The organism is Planctobacterium marinum (assembly GCF_036322805.1).
Classification (GTDB): Bacteria; Pseudomonadota; Gammaproteobacteria; order Enterobacterales; family Alteromonadaceae; genus Planctobacterium; species Planctobacterium marinum_A.
Window position 1 is genome coordinate 4243480 of the sequence record NZ_AP027272.1, and the last position, 15662, is coordinate 4259141.

At 46.9% G+C, this 15662-nt stretch carries 12 protein-coding genes and 1 pseudogene; 7 read left to right on the forward strand and 6 right to left on the reverse strand.

Going from position 1 to position 15662, the window contains the following annotated elements:
• Window positions 1-14 precede the first annotated feature (14 nt).
• Entirely contained in the window at window positions 15-1163 is a 1149-nt protein-coding gene (locus tag AABA75_RS18640) for an efflux RND transporter periplasmic adaptor subunit (protein WP_338294238.1), read from the reverse strand.
• Window positions 1164-1681: 518 nt separating this feature from the next.
• Between AABA75_RS18640 and AABA75_RS18645 the strand changes: the two genes are divergently transcribed.
• On the forward strand, window positions 1682-3673 hold the full coding sequence (locus AABA75_RS18645; protein ID WP_338294239.1) for a sodium-translocating pyrophosphatase: 1992 nt from the start codon (window positions 1682-1684) through the stop codon (window positions 3671-3673).
• A gap of 78 nt (window positions 3674-3751) precedes the next feature.
• Here AABA75_RS18645 and AABA75_RS18650 read toward each other — a convergent pair whose 3' ends face one another.
• The 3 genes and pseudogenes from AABA75_RS18650 to AABA75_RS18660 all read right to left on the reverse strand — a co-directional run bounded on the left by AABA75_RS18650 (window position 3752) and on the right by AABA75_RS18660 (window position 7261).
• Entirely contained in the window at window positions 3752-4930 is a 1179-nt protein-coding gene (locus tag AABA75_RS18650; RefSeq protein WP_338294240.1) for a phosphoglycerate dehydrogenase, read from the reverse strand.
• Between the two features lie 15 nt (window positions 4931-4945).
• Window positions 4946-6061, reverse strand: a complete 1116-nt coding sequence (locus AABA75_RS18655; RefSeq protein ID WP_338294241.1) for a phosphoserine transaminase — start codon at window positions 6059-6061, stop codon at window positions 4946-4948.
• 214 nt (window positions 6062-6275) lie between these two features.
• Window positions 6276-7261: pseudogene (locus AABA75_RS18660) on the reverse strand (class 1 fructose-bisphosphatase).
• A gap of 202 nt (window positions 7262-7463) precedes the next feature.
• On the opposite strand from AABA75_RS18660, the gene mpl reads away from it, so the two are divergent.
• The 3 genes from mpl (at window position 7464) to AABA75_RS18675 (ending at window position 10302) form a co-directional block, all read left to right on the forward strand.
• A complete protein-coding gene (mpl, locus tag AABA75_RS18665; RefSeq protein WP_338294242.1) occupies window positions 7464-8813 on the forward strand; it encodes a UDP-N-acetylmuramate:L-alanyl-gamma-D-glutamyl-meso-diaminopimelate ligase in 1350 nt (449 codons plus the stop codon).
• Window positions 8814-8818: 5 nt separating this feature from the next.
• Entirely contained in the window at window positions 8819-9439 is a 621-nt protein-coding gene (locus tag AABA75_RS18670) for a flavin prenyltransferase UbiX (protein ID WP_338294243.1), read from the forward strand.
• A gap of 77 nt (window positions 9440-9516) precedes the next feature.
• Window positions 9517-10302, forward strand: a complete 786-nt coding sequence (locus AABA75_RS18675; protein WP_338294244.1) for a S1/P1 nuclease — start codon at window positions 9517-9519, stop codon at window positions 10300-10302.
• A gap of 922 nt (window positions 10303-11224) precedes the next feature.
• On the opposite strand, the gene msrA is transcribed toward AABA75_RS18675, so the two are convergent.
• Window positions 11225-11782, reverse strand: a complete 558-nt coding sequence (gene msrA, locus AABA75_RS18680) for a peptide-methionine (S)-S-oxide reductase MsrA (protein WP_338294245.1) — start codon at window positions 11780-11782, stop codon at window positions 11225-11227.
• 135 nt (window positions 11783-11917) lie between these two features.
• On the opposite strand from msrA, the gene AABA75_RS18685 reads away from it, so the two are divergent.
• The 3 genes from AABA75_RS18685 (at window position 11918) to AABA75_RS18695 (ending at window position 14765) form a co-directional block, all read left to right on the forward strand.
• The gene (locus AABA75_RS18685; protein WP_338294246.1) at window positions 11918-12322 is read left to right on the forward strand and encodes a thiol-disulfide oxidoreductase DCC family protein; all 405 of its coding nucleotides are present in this window, start codon (window positions 11918-11920) and stop codon (window positions 12320-12322) included.
• Window positions 12323-12328: 6 nt separating this feature from the next.
• Complete coding sequence (locus AABA75_RS18690) at window positions 12329-13063, forward strand: SDR family NAD(P)-dependent oxidoreductase (RefSeq protein WP_338294247.1); 735 nt, start codon at window positions 12329-12331, stop codon at window positions 13061-13063.
• Window positions 13064-13343: 280 nt separating this feature from the next.
• Window positions 13344-14765, forward strand: coding sequence for a sodium-dependent transporter (locus AABA75_RS18695; RefSeq protein WP_338294248.1), 1422 nt, complete (start codon window positions 13344-13346; stop codon window positions 14763-14765).
• A gap of 61 nt (window positions 14766-14826) precedes the next feature.
• Here AABA75_RS18695 and AABA75_RS18700 read toward each other — a convergent pair whose 3' ends face one another.
• Window positions 14827-15645, reverse strand: a complete 819-nt coding sequence (locus tag AABA75_RS18700; protein ID WP_338294249.1) for an NAD-dependent epimerase/dehydratase family protein — start codon at window positions 15643-15645, stop codon at window positions 14827-14829.
• Between the last annotated feature and the right edge of the window lie 17 nt (window positions 15646-15662).

Here is a 15662-nt window from a genome sequence, read left to right on the forward strand (position 1 = left end):
ACACACCCCTTACTTTAAAGGCTGGCTGTCGGTTCAGTGCCGTCTTCCAATTTAACTTCCATACCCTTTTGTGGGTACTCGGGCAACGTTGTCACTATGCGATCATTGTTCTGCAAACCATCGCTCACTAGGTAAAACTGTCCTTCTTCACGCAATACGGCGACATTTCTTGGCTCTAGCTTCTGCTCGCCATCCACTACCCAAACCGTCTGATTGGTCACCAGCTCTTGCGGCAACTTAAAGACGTTTTCAAGCGTCTTACCGATGAAATTCACTTCCGCGAAGCTACCGAATTTCAGTTTAGGTGCACCAGTTTTAAGGCCGTAAGGATCGGCAACTCGGGCAACCACCTGGCCCATACGCGTGGCGGTATCTACCACGCCTAAATCTCGCGCGATAACACCGTCCCGGCGGATGGTCTGAATACCCTTGCTTACCACATTGGCTCTAACGCCTGTAACTTCATCGGGTAAAAAAGCAGTGTCAAAACCGGCAATGGGTAAAGTAATTTCGGCATATTCAACATTATAAAGCTGGGCTACTTGCGCACCCGTAGACACAAATTGGCCGACACCTAAGCTGCGGGATACTACGAGTGCGTCATATGGCGCTTTTACTTCACAATTGTCTAAATCGCGCTGAGCGATTTTCAGTTGCGCTTCAGCCGATTTAACATTGGCTTGAGCAGTCAATAATTGGGGTTTGCGCAAGTACAAATCGGTTACTCTGGCTGCAGGAATTTGCTTGGCCTCTTCCTTAGCCGCATCAGCACGCGCTTGCTCCTCGATTAACGCCGCTTTAGCCTGCGATAAAGTGGCTTGCGCACTGTAAAGTGCCGCCTGGTATGTGTCCTTTTCGATGCTGAACAGGGTTTCGCCTCGCTTGATAAGCCCACCCGGCACAAAATTGGGATGCCAGCTCACGACCTCTCCCGAGACTTGCGCAGATAAGCTCGTGGATTCAAGCGGCTCTACCTCGCCATAAGCGGTGATCACCACCTGGTAATTTTGCGCTGAAATAGCCTCAACGCTTACTTTAGGGCGTGTATCAACTACCGCATCCTCTTCCGCTTTTTGTGCTGTCGCGGTAATGGCCGTCATCCCCGCCATACCAAATGCAATTACACCAAAGGGTAAAAGCCCTTTTAACCACTTCTTCTTCATAACCAAATAACCTTGTTAACTTGCGGAATATTCTATTGAAACTCATGTCAATGGTCTTACAAGATTTGTAAACAACTATGAGTAACTTGACACTAATTGACACCAGTAGCCGCTAATACGGCACTAAGTAACATTTTGCTTTGTCTATTCTGGCATTTTCCTGACAAAAAACCATGTGACAAAAGTCACCTTAGCACAGGTTTTTATCAAAACTTCATTACTTGAACATTAAATCCCCACTAAATTTGTGTCATTGAGATTGAGTAAGACTTTTTACAAGGCACTTTTTTGCAATAGCGCTATAGTAAAAAGAGCAATTTAATTACCATCACGAGGTGGGAGGAATTTCTAAAGGGCAAATCTTTACATTTCATTAACATTCTCACACACTGTAGATTATTGAAGGAAATTTAAACAACAAGCGGGACGCATTCGCTAACAGTCAATGCGCTTTGCATGATAGTCGGTTTCAGGAAGAGTAGTATCAGGCTATCCAATAACAATAAGAAGGAAAGTACATGGCAGAATTAACATATCTACCTCCAATTATGGGTGCGGTCGGTCTGCTCTTCGCCCTGATTATTTATACCCTGATTAAAAAACACCCCGTCACCAATGACGCTATCGCTAAAATTGCCGATGCCATTCATCTGGGCGCCATGGTGTTTATGCATCGCGAATACAAGATGCTATTCATTTTTGCCGTGATTGTGATGGCCTTTGTCTACTTTTCATTAGGGGCGAATACCACTCTGGCATTTGCAGTGGGCGCTGGCTGTTCTGCATTAGCTGGCTATATTGGTATGTTTACTGCCACGAAAGCCAATGTACGCACCACTCAAGCCGCTCACGATAGCGGCCCGGCTAAAGCCTTATCCATCGCCTTTATGGGTGGCTCTATAATGGGACTTTGTGTGGCCTCCATGGGTTTACTCGGCCTTGGCTTTTTATATCTTTATTTCGGTGGTGACCCGGAATCTGCACATGCCATTCACGGTTTTGGTATGGGGGCGTCCATTGTCGCCCTATTCTCGCGTGTTGGCGGTGGTATCTACACCAAGAGTGCCGATGTGGGCGCAGATCTGGTAGGTAAGGTTGAAGCCGGCATACCTGAAGACGACCCGCGTAACCCTGGTGTTATTGCAGACAACGTCGGCGATAATGTAGGTGATGTGGCTGGTATGGGTTCTGATATCTTTGAATCCTATTGCGGCTCAATGATAGCGACAATCGCCATCGCCTCGACAATGACTGTTGGTATCTTGGGCAGCCGTGAATCCCTGATGTTCTTACCCCTCGCCCTGGCATCAACTGGCTTAATTTGCTCAATTCTGGGCATTTTGTTGGTGAAAGCCATGTCTTCCAGTAAACCCGATGTGGCGTTGCGGGCCGGTACTATGTCTTCCGCGCTGATTTTTATTGCGGCGGCATGGTTTGTAATTTCTGAAGCTGGTATTAGTAGCAATGTTTGGTGGTCGGTGATCACTGGTGCCGTGGGCGGTATTATTATTGGCCTGGTAACTGAGTATTACACTGCCGCTGCGCCGGTACGTAAAATTGCCAAATCTGGTGAAACCGGCTCAGCTACAGTAATGATCACAGGATTATCCGTGGGTATGCAGTCAGTGGTGATCCCGGTGCTTACTATCTGCGTCATTATCTATATCTCTACCACTTTGTCGGGTTTATACGGTGTGGGCATCGCCGCCGTAGGCATGTTAGCTACCGTCGGCATTACCATGGCCATCGATGCCTATGGTCCCGTAGCAGATAATGCGGGAGGCATTGCTGAAATGGGTGGTTTAGGCGAAGAAACTCGCAAAATTACTGATTCCCTGGATGAGTTAGGCAATACCACTGCAGCAATCGGTAAAGGCTTCGCCATAGGTGCAGCAGCACTGGCGGCACTAGCTATCATTGCCGCATTCGTGGAGACGCTATCCCTGAAAGGCGAGTTTATTTTACATTTGGGTAATCCCACCGTACTGATGGGACTATTTATCGGCGGTGTTCTGCCCTTCTTAATTTCGTCCATTACAATGACGGCAGTGGGCGACGCGGCATTCGATATGATTCAGGAAATTCGCCGCCAGTTCAAAGAAATCCCCGGATTAATGGAAGGCAAAGCAGAGCCGGATACCGGTCGCTGTGTGGATATTGCTACCAAAGCAGCCCTGCAGAAGATGATTCTACCCGGAGCCATTGCTGTTGCTGTACCGCCTCTTGTAGGATTCGGTCTAGGTGCCCACGCGCTAGGCGGCATGTTGGGCGGAGCATTATTGGGCTGTGTATTGTTGGCCCTGATGATGGCCAATGCCGGTGGTGCCTGGGATAACGCGAAAAAGTATGTGGAAAAAGGTAATTATGGTGGTAAAGGCTCAGATGTGCACGCTGCCACTGTTGTGGGCGACACGGTAGGCGATCCCTTCAAGGACACCTCTGGCCCTTCCATGAACATCCTGATCAATGTCATGGCGATAGTCAGCCTGGTGATAGCTCCACTGCTGTAAGTCGCAACCAACGTTCGCGTAAAACAAAAAAACTGCACTTCGGTGCAGTTTTTTATTGGGGCAGCTCCGAGACTCTATCTAAGAGAGAACTCTGACACTCACCACATGTTCGACCTTTTTTATGGCCTCAATCACGTCATTCGACGGCGTATCTTCAACATCGATAATGTTGTAGGCCAGTTCGCCCCGACTTTTGTTCACCATGTCTGCGACATTCACTTCATACTCGGCCAAAACACCTAATACATGCCCTAAAACGCCGGAAACATTACTGTTGGCAAAGGTGATACGCACCGTGCCCGGATCTCGCTCCATGGCAATAGCCGGGAAATTAACTGAGTTTTTAATATTTCCGTTTTCCAGGTAATCAATTAGCTGATTGGCCGCCATAACGGCACAGTTTTCTTCTGCTTCTTGGGTACTGGCACCAATGTGCGGCATAGCCAGAACATCGTTGCGCCCGATTAAACAAGGCTCTGGAAAATCACAGATGTATTGGGATAAACCGTTATTGCTATCCAGGCTAGCCAGCACGGCCTGCGCATCGACAATAGCATCTCGGGCGAAGTTTAACAGCACGGCTCCCGATTTCACATAGGCCAGAGTATCGCTATTTAGCATGTGTCGAGTAGCGTCAATGGCGGGCACATGTAAAGTGATATAGTCCGATTTGCTTAACAGACTTTGCAGGTTTTCCATGCGCTGCACCTGATTGGGCAAACGCCACGCCGCCTCCACCGATAGCGCCGGGTCAAAACCCAACACTTCCATGCCGAGGGCCAGTGCTGTCTCTGCCACCATGGAGCCAATAGCTCCCAATCCTACCACGCCAAGCTTTTTGCCATACAGCTCGTTGCCAGCAAAGTTTTTCTTTTCCTTTTCCAACAGTACACTCATCTCACCAGCATCGTGGATATGAGTCAGTGTTTGTACATAGTTCATGCCACCAGTAATACCACGGGAGCCCAATAATAATCCGCACATTACCAATTCTTTTACGGCATTGGCATTGGCGCCGGGCGTATTGAATACCACGATACCCCGCTCGCTGCATTGCTTAACGGGCACATTATTGACGCCCGCGCCAGCGCGAGCGATGGCCTTGAGCGTTTCTGGCAATAACTCATCATGTAATTTATGACTACGCAACAGCATCGCATCAGGGTGTGCAATGTCACCGCCTACTTCATAGTTTTCTCGAGAGAATCGTTCCAGACCATTAACGGAAATGCGATTGTAGGTTTTGATTTTGAACATTGCACTCTCCCTGTTTTAACTATTCACTTGTTCATAGGCCCAGTCTAACCAAGGCATTAATGCCACCAGATCAGTGCTTTCCACCGTTGCACCACACCAGATGCGCAAGCCCACAGGTGCATCTCGATAGGCACCAATATCAAACGCCACAGCTTCGCTTTCCAGAATTTTAACCATGGCCTTCACTTTGTCTTCCTCGATGTCCAGTACCAAACAGACACTGGTGGAGCTCAAAGTAGTATCGTCTTTGGCCAGAAATGATATCCAGTCGCGGCTGGCTACAAACTCTCTTATTACCTCGAGATTGGCATCACAACGTGCAATAGTTTGTGATACACCACCAATACTCTCAACCCAATCCAGAGCATCAAGGTAATCGGCAACGCAGAGCATGGAAGGTGTATTGATAGTGGCCCCTTTGAATACGCCTTCAATCAGCTTACCGCCTTTAGTTAAGCGGAAGATTTTAGGCAAAGGCCAGGGCGGCGTGTAGGATTCCAGACGCTCGACGGCGCGAGGACTCAAAATCAGCATACCGTGGGCACCTTCACCGCCCAACACTTTCTGCCAGGAGTAAGTGACCACGTCAAGTTTGTGCCACGGCATATCCATGGCAAATACCGCGGAGGTGGCATCACAAATGGTTAAACCTTCGCGGTCATCTGCAATCCAGTCGCCATCGGGGACCCGCACACCTGATGTCGTGCCGTTCCAGGTAAACACCACGTCGCGGCTAAAGTCCACCTGTGCCAGGTCGGGTAATTCACCGTAGTCTGCCTCAAAACGACGCACATCTTGTAGCTTGAGCTGCTTGGTTACATCAGTGATCCAACCTGAGCCAAAGGACTCCCAAGCCAGAATATCCAACCCTCTGGCACCCAATAGAGACCACAAGGCCATCTCTACTGCTCCTGTATCTGATGCCGGCACAATGCCCACCCGATAGCCTTCTGGTAAACCTAACAATTCAGCCGTTTTTGAACAGGCACGCCCCAGGGCATCTTTACCGATCGCCGCGCGATGGGAGCGACCAAGGGTACTGATGTCGAGGTTGTTAACATCGTAGCCTGGACGTTTTGAGCAAGGGCCTGAAGAAAAGTTGGGATTGTGCGGCTTAACGCTGGGTTTCATGTTTGTCCTCATTAGGAAAAGTGCGGGGCATAATGCCAATAGTGGTTAATGCCAATCAGCAATAACAGTTGATATGAGGATAATATTGGAGTTGATTTCGCCTTTACAAGCAAAATGTTATGCCAAAAGGCAATATCGAAGATTGATTTAGAAAATCAGACAAGGAAAAGGAAGGAAGAGGATCTTCCTCCCAGATATGATTCAGATTCTGCTCTTACTCTGAGGCTTGCGCCTGTTGATGATAGCCAAGGCAAGCCTCGACTTCATTAGCAGAGCCCATTATTACCGGCACGCGTTGATGAATATCGGTTGGCATTATCTCCATAATGCGCTGATCACCGCTAGAGGCCATACCACCTGCCTGCTCCATCAAAAAGGCCATGGGGTTGGCTTCGTACATCAATCGCAACTTACCCGGCTTTTTAGGATCGCGATGGTCATAAGGATAAGCAAACAAACCGCCACGGCACAACAAACGGTGAATATCCCCCACCATAGCGGCAACCCAGCGCATATTGTAATTCTTGCCGCGTGGTCCAGTATCACCTGCCAGAAGGTCAGCGACATAAGATTGCATTGCCGGCTCCCAATGGCGCTGATTCGACATATTTATGGCAAACTCTGAGGTATCTTGGGGCACCTGAACATTGCCCTTGGTCAATAGAAAACCACCATGGGTTTTATCTAGCGTATAGATATGTGTTCCTCGACCTGTAGTCAGTGTGAGCATAGTGGAGGGGCCATAAAGCACGTAGCCTGCCGCTACCATTTGTGTGCCAGGCTGTAAGAAAGCTGATGGGTCATTTGGTTCCATCCACTGAGGCGCATGAAAAATAGAAAAAATCGTGCCGATAAGGCTGTTAATATCCGTATTAGATGAGCCGTCCAGTGGATCAAAGCTCACCAGATATTTACCTTCGGGATTACAACCCACCACATCATCTTCTTCTTCCGAAGAAATCGCTTTTACGTAACCGGATTCACTGAGAATATCTTTAATAATCTGATTGGAAATCACATCCAGTTTTTTTGTCTTTCGCCCTGTACATTGTCACTAAGTGTCGAACCTAGTACGCCGGCCAAAGCGCCTTGGCTAACACGGAAGGAGATTTCCTTACAGCCCGCCAGCAAGGTGCGAAGTAATAAAATGAGTTCTAAGGGAGCGCCGTCTTCCTGCAGCTGCGAATTTAAACGTTTCATTGATTGAGGTACCTGTGCTTTATGTCTTGTAGAGTAATTGGGTGTTTGTTGTTCTTATTATGGCGGCTAATGATAAAACAATTTGTAAGTTGACACACCCTCCAAAACCGAAATGTATCACTGACAGGCTGTCAAATAGGTTTTACCCAAGCAACGGCTCTGGTAGTCTTGGCCTGTTGCGAAAAAAGAACAATTTTAAATCATGCATATTCATATTCTTGGCATTTGTGGCACCTTCATGGGTGGCATAGCCGTACTGGCAAGATCCTTAGGTTACAAAGTCACTGGCTCAGACCAAAACGTTTACCCTCCGATGAGCACTCAATTGGAAAACCTGGGTATTGAACTCACCACAGGTTACGACCCGGAACAACTCGATCCTGCCCCAGATATGGTAATCATTGGTAACGCAATGTCTCGCGGCAATGCCGCAGTTGAGGCGGTCTTAGCGAAAAAACTGCCTTACACCAGTGGCCCGCAATGGTTACTTGAACACTTACTGAAAGATAAATGGGTACTGGCGGTTGCGGGAACTCATGGCAAAACCAGCACCTCCAGCATGTTGGCCTGGATATTAGAATACGCCGGAATGAAGCCGGGTTTTTTAATCGGTGGGGTACCGGAAAATTTCGGGGTCTCGGCGCGTGCAGGAGACTCAATATTCTTTGTTATAGAAGCCGATGAATACGATACCGCGTTTTTTGATAAGCGTAGTAAATTTGTCCATTACCGGCCCAACACCCTTGTATTTAACAATCTTGAGTTTGATCACGCAGATATCTTTGACGATTTAGCTGCCATTCAAAAGCAATTCCATCACCTTATCAGAATGATCCCCAACAATGGTCTGATATTAAAGCCCGAATCAGTGCCTGCCATCGAAGAAACTCTGGCAATGGGCTGCTGGACCGAGCAGCAAAGTATCGGCAAAGACTGGCTTGCCAATCTCATCGCGGCCGACGGCAGTGAATTTGATGTGCTGTTTGAGAATCAAAAGGTCGCTACAGTTAACTGGTCATTGATTGGTGAGCACAATGTACACAATGCATTGATGGCTATTGCGGCGGCGCGCAATGTGGGAGTGAGTCCGGAAACGGCCGCACAGGCGCTGGCCAGCTTTAAAAATGTGAAACGCCGCATGGAACTGCGCGGAGAAGCAGGCGGAATAAAAGTGTATGACGATTTCGCCCATCACCCTACAGCAATAACCACAACGTTAGCTGGACTCAGAGCAAAGGTTCAGCAGGAGCGAATTTTAGCCATTCTGGAGCCGCGCTCCAACACAATGAAAATGGGCGTGCACAAAGCCGAACTCATTAGTTCACTGCAAGAGGCGGATGAAATTTATCTGTTGCAGCCAGACAACATCAGTTGGCAACTCAGTGAGTTTGCTCAAAAGAGTAACAAGCCGCTATTCATCTTCGATGATCTGGAATCCATGATCCAGCATATTATCAACAGCAGTCAACAAGGCGACCATCTATTGGTGATGAGCAATGGTGGTTTTGGTGGCATTCACACTAAACTGTTAGAGAGATTGGGAAAAAGTTGAGCACTATGGCGTTTGCAGGACAAATTACATTAGCAATCACAGGAGCATCTGGTGCGCCCTACAGTCTAAAGCTACTGCAATGTCTGGTAGAGGCCAATTATCAGGTGCACTTGTTAGTATCAAGCGCAGCCAAAGTCGTTTTTGCTACAGAGGAAAAACTGACCTTACCCGGCTCACCAGAGAAACTCAGCGAATTCTTCGCCGAGCGTTTCGGCGCGGCTAAAGACCAGATCCGTTGTTATGGTAAAGAAGAGTGGTTTTCCCCTGTAGCCTCTGGCTCGGCGGCGCCAAAAACCATGATCATTTGTCCCTGCTCCACCAGCACCTTGTCATCGGTGGCCACGGGGGCCAGTAATACCCTGATTGAACGTGCCGCGGATGTGGTGCTCAAAGAAAAAGGGCAATTAGTGTTAGTGGTGCGAGAAATGCCACTTTCCAGCATTCATCTGCAAAACATGCTGACCTTGAGTAATCTTGGGGTCACCATTATGCCAGCAGCACCTGGTTTTTATCACCAACCACAGAGCATTGAAGATTTGGTGAATTTTGTGGTTGCCCGCATATTGGATCACATAGGATTAGATAACCAACTTATGCAGCGCTGGGGTTACAAGACACCGAATTAGTCACATCTGACTTGAGTCATACCTGCGTGAAATCCCAATTTTACGCTTACACTAACCATGAATTAACAGGTAACGTAATGAAAAAATTAGCACTGACGTTATTATTAGCCGCAACAAGCACGTTAACCCCCCACGCTCATGCATTTGGCGCCAATGGACATCGCATCACTGGCGCCATCGCCACAGAGTATCTTACGCCACAAGCAAAACAACAATTAGAGGCCATCTTGGGTGTTGAAACACTGGCACAGGCCTCAACATGGCCAGACGAAATGCGCTCAAATCCTGACGAGTACTGGCAAAAAACCACGCCTCCGTGGCATTACGTTTCGGTACCAGACGGCAAAACCTACAAAGAGGTTGGCGCCCCCGATGTGGGCGATGCTTACACAGCACTGGCAAATTTTACGATTGATTTGCAAGACCAAAGCAGCAGTATAGAAGTTAAACAACGCGCAGTGCGTTTTATCGTCCATATTATAGGAGATTTACATCAACCACTTCACGTTGGTAATGGCACCGACCGCGGCGGCAATGATCACAAAGTAGAGTTCTACTGGGAAGAGAGTAATCTGCACCGCGTCTGGGACTCTGGTTTGATCAACAAAGAAGAACTGTCGTACAGCGAATTCACCGAGTGGCTGCTGGCAGCAATTAGTGAAAAAGATGTGAAGGATTGGCACCAAACCGATCCGCTTGTTTGGATGACCGAAAGCCAAAAAATTCGCATGGATATTTACCCTGAGAAAAATGCTCAACTCTCCTGGAATTACAAATATGAGCACATGCCAACCGTCAAAAAACGTCTGAAACAAGCTGGCGTAAGGATCGCTCATTATTTAAATGAGATTTTCGAAAAATAAAGAGCGAAAACATCGGAGATCTTAAAGCGTCATTCAAGCCAAAAGGCTTTGCTTCTCAAGATCTCCTGCTCTTAAATCCCACGCAATATTAATTCTTTTTCACCCCAGCAGTTATCCCGGATTACAGCTTGTCAGTAACCTCTAGGAAATTCGCTATTTTATTTGTAAGAGATTTCTTACATCACTGTGAGAAATACTAGTTCATTTCCGCTAGCCCAATCTGACCAAAAAACATAAATCATTGTTTTTATTTGATTTTAATGAATTAAATGTGGATTTATGTCACCAAATTGTCATAAAACAGCGTCTTGCCATCGAAAAAAAATTATCAATTCACTTATAGTTAGTCCCGTCACAAGGAAACATTGGGACAGGATGTAAAGCGTCAAAGGAGGCCGCAGGGAAGGATTAGCGGTTGTAAGGATAAAGGAAAGGGAACGCAGACGGAGCTGTGTAACATAGGATTTGGTGGACCCGCAATGAAAATTGCGCCCCGACAAGAAGTTGGGATAAATGGATTCAGGGTTATCAGGAACGACTTGAGGACAAGTCGGTGCACGGAGTGCTGAGAGGGATATTCAAAATAAGAGAGCGTGTTGACCTTTGTGGTACAAAATTCGTTCTAAATATAAGCGCTTTAATCGCGAAACAGTCCTACAGGCCTAGTGGTGCTAAGTCAAAGGGCTGTGACAAAGAGTAAAGCGCTTATATGACGAACCCTTCGGGCAGCGCCCGTGTTCAATTTATACTGTGTTGAATGCTTTTGATTTAGGCCCACTAGACCTTCAAGCATTCGCCGTGTCTAAATTGCACACGGACTGCTGCGAAATTGTACAACAAAGGTCAGCACGCTCTAGAAGCGTCAAAGGTAACTTTGACGCTTTTTTGTTATTTACGGCAACGATTTCAATCTTTAGTGCGATTAAGCATCATTGGCGACAACGGATTTCAAACGCGCAGCAAAAGTCTGTCGAAACTTAGCCAGTTTGGGATTAACCACCATAGCGCAATATTGGTTCTGCGGATTGTCTTTGGCATAGCCCTGGTGATATTTCTCAGCTTCCGAGTAATTACTCAGTGGTGTAACCTCTGTCACTATCTTGTCCGCCCAGACACCTTGCTCGGTCATTTTCGCAATAAACGACAGTGATTGTTGCTGCTGCTCATCATCGTGATAAAAAATCGCTGATCGGTATTGCGGACCGATATCGTTGCCTTGTCGATTGAGCTGCGTGGGATCATGTAAGGTAAAAAATACCTGTAAGATTTCTTCGAAGCTTATCTGCTCTTCATCAAATACCAGTCGAACCACTTCGGCATGACCACTCTTGCCAGAGCACACCTGCTCGTATGTGGGATTTTTGACCTCGCCACCAGCATAACCAGACTTTGCCGAGACAATGCCTTGCAGTTGATTAAATGCACCTTCAATACACCAGAAGCAGCCGCCTGCTAGTGTCGCCTCTTTTAATAATTTCACTGTGGATCCATTTGTTTATTTGAACTGTATATATTGATAACAGAAATTGGTATTAAGCAACCAAATTCAATAATTGTTAGTGTAAATGCAATTAGCATTTAGTCTTATAACCTATAACTGAGTAAAAGTTACCCTGTGAAACGAGAGCAATTGACCATTTTATACGACGGGCAATGCCCTTTGTGTGTGAAAGAGATGCGTCACCTGATGAAGGCCGACTCACAGCACAAAATACAACTTGCCGACATCAATGCGCCGGATTTTACAACGCGTTTTCCCGAGGTTAGCCACCAGGCAGCGATGAGTAAACTGCATGGTTACCTGGAAGATCAATCAAGCAAGACATTAGTTACAGGGCTGGATGTTACCTACCACGCATGGCGACTTGTGGGTAAAGGTTGGTTAATTGCGCCATTGAGATGGCCCGTTATAAAAGTCATTGCCGACTATTGTTACCTGAAATTCGCCAAAAATCGCTTTACACTTTCGCGCTGGCTAACCGGACAATCCCGTTGTCAAAGCTGTAGCATTGACAGGTAAGCCGTTTTGGAATCTCCCCTCAAGGTTAAACACGTATTGTTAATTGGCGCCTCCGGCGGCATCGCTGAAGCTTGCCTGGCACAACTAGAAAGTAGCCCTGATATTACCCAAATCACTGCTGTATCACGGCAGCCTGAACCAGCCCATCTCACTAAAACTGATTGGATTTCTCTGCCACAGCAAAATGAACAGAGTATCGCTCAGTGTTGCGCAACATTCCCCGCGCAACACTATGACCTCGTAATCAGTACCATAGGCGTATTGCACGATGAAGCCAACTCAATAACCCCGGAAAAAAAGCTAGAGGATATCGGCGAAAATGCCCTTTCTGAATACTTCCGTATCAACAGTATTTTACCGGCCTTATGGCTGAAGGGATTAGTGACTAAAATCAATCCAGAGCACAGCAATATTGTATTTTTCAGTGCCCGTGTGGGCAGTATTAGCGATAATGGCTTGGGTGGTTGGTATGGTTATAGAGCGTCAAAATCGGCGTTAAATATGCTGCTTAAAACGGCGCAAATAGAATACCAACGACGTGCCAAAGGGTGTAATTTCATAGCCTACCATCCCGGCACTGTCGATACCAGACTGTCTGAACCGTTTCAACGTAACGTGAAACCAGAGAAATTATTCACGCCAGAGTTCACTGTTGAACGCTTGTTTGCCATCCTAAGCTCGCCCCCGGACTCCCCTCCGCCTTGGTATCTGGACTGGCAAAACAAACCCATTCCCTGGTAACAAACGCCTCACTCGGTGTACCGCTGATACTGTAAACAAAACTTGCTTCGCGGTTCTGAAGTTCGACATATATTTGTCATATTAAATAAGGACATTTTCCTTGAGGGCTGCTAGCATAGCGCCGTTAACAAGCAGTTTACATTGCGTACTGCGTACAATAACAATAAACAACAAGTGTAGAGCGTGTTGACCTTTGTGCAATCACCTGAAGTGATTTTTACCTTGCCGGGGTTGAGTGGCACCAATACAACAATTACAAGAAGTCTAAGGATTCATCAGTATGAATGCACCCCGCGAAGAGTTTGGCTCTCGATTAGGATTTATTCTGGCGGCAGCAGGTTCAGCTGTCGGTATAGGAAATATGGTGGGATTCCCCGTCGCAGCTACTAAAAATGGTGGCGCCGCGTTTCTGCTTATCTACGCTATATTCGTATTCTTTATTTGCCTCCCTGTGATGTTGGCCGAAATGGCCGCAGGTCGTCATAGCCGTAAAGACCCACTGGGTGCCTATAAAACCATTGCACCGAACGAAAAACACTGGCACATAGCCGGTTGGCTTTCCATTATCACCCCTTTCATGATTGCCGTGTTTTATATGGTGATCACGGTTTGGATCTTTGGTTATCTGTATTTCTCAGTTACCGGGAATTTAGCGCAACTGGCTGAGCCGGACTTTTTCGATAATTTCGTCAATGCTGGCACCGTATTTACCTTTATGGCAATTGTTACCGCGATCGTTTTCCTGATCCTGTTAGGTGGGGTAAAACAAGGGATTGAAAAAGCAGCAAAAATTCTCATGCCGACACTATTTGTAATGCTAGTGGGGATGGTTATTTTTGTATTGTCGCTGGATAACGCCTTTGCTGGTGTTGAATACTACCTGGTACCGGACTTTAGCAAGATTAATGCGACCGTGGTGAGCGCAGCATTATCCCAAGCCTTTTTCTCCTTATCTTTGGGTATGGGGATCTTGATCACCTATGGCTCTTATCTGGGTAAGCGTGATGGTATTCCGGGCTCAGCGAAAATGGTAGCCTTGATGGATACCGGTGTCGCCTTTATTGCCGGTTTGATGATTTTGCCAGCAATATTCTCTTTCAACCCGAACACCAATACCGCCGAATTGAGTGATTCCTCATTGAGCATGATATTTGGATTCTTGCCAAAGATATTTCTGGCTCTGCAAACCACCATTGGTTATCTGGGTGCCAGCGTAGTCGCTTCAGTGTTCTTCTTGCTGGTATTTTTTGCCGCCATCACCTCACTAGTTTCAATTTTAGAAGTGCCTAATGCAGCCATTATGGACGAGAGAAATCTTAGCCGTAAGTCTTCGCTCACCCTTTTGGGAGCGGCAATGGTGGTGTTCGCAGCAATCTCTGCAACCTCATTCGGCATGCTGGACTTTACCACTCACTTTGTTACCTATGCAGGAACTGAGAAGTCCTTCTTTGATCTCATTTACGATGTCTTTTATGACACCATATTGCCACTCAACGGCTTTCTGATTTGTATCTTTGTGGTTTATCGCTGGAAAGCATCAAATCTCAACAAAGCCCTGGAAGAAGGCGAACCTGAATTCAAAAACAGCCTATTCCAGAAGTATGTGGATTTTTCCATCGGCACCTTTATTCCATTTATTCTGCTGCTGATCTTTATTAATACCGTGGCTCTGAAATACTTTGGCGCCGGGCTGATAGGCTAAGTTAATTTTCCCCAAACTAAAAAGGTCGGCAATGCCGACCTTTTTTTATTCCCTGGAGTTTCTACTCAACCTCTTGCGGTAACATATCGAATGGGCTGGAGTATTGCAGCGTTAACTCTAGTTTCTGCAGCGTAGCGTCAGGATCGATGCACTTTCCGGTTGCCGGCTGGTCGCTGTTATCGAGGAACATTGGTGGTACTAACTCCAGTATTTCTGCCGCTTTAGTATAGTAGTTTCGCCGGGTGGGATGAGAGGTAGCGCACAGGTGGAATACCTCTCCCCAAAGCTGTTTATCCAGGACAGCAAGAATAGCCGCTACGGCGTCATCCCTATGCACCAGGTTCACCATCTTGTGGGCCGCGGTAATATCTTTTTTCCCCTCCAGGTAATACACCGGATGTCTATCTTCAGCAATTAAGCCCGCCAACCGCAAAATACTGGCTTGTTCAGGGAAGTTGTCCTTAAGAAATTGTTCAATCGCCACATGGGCTTTGGCTGAGTCACTTATTGGTTCTGGAAGCGTGTCTTCAGTAAATGTTTTGTTGGCTTCGCCGTACACGGAGGTGGTACTGATAAACAATAATCTTTTATCAGCCTTAGCCAAACACTGCCGTAACAGCTCTTGCATCTGCTGTTCGAATCGTTGTTTTTCAAACCCCCGCCGGCCAGCACCAATGTTGATCACAAAATGACTACACGCCTGCAATGCCTCAGGGAGTTTTGCCCCCAGCTGGTAGACAAAGGTATCCAATCCTTCAAAGGTTAACTTTTCTGCCTGCTCCCTATCTCGCTTGCTGGCTACCACCTCTATACCTTGTTTTTGTAATGCTTTACATAATGAAAAGCCTAACCATCCAGCTCCAATTACTGCGACTTTCATGGGTTGTTCCTGAGAGA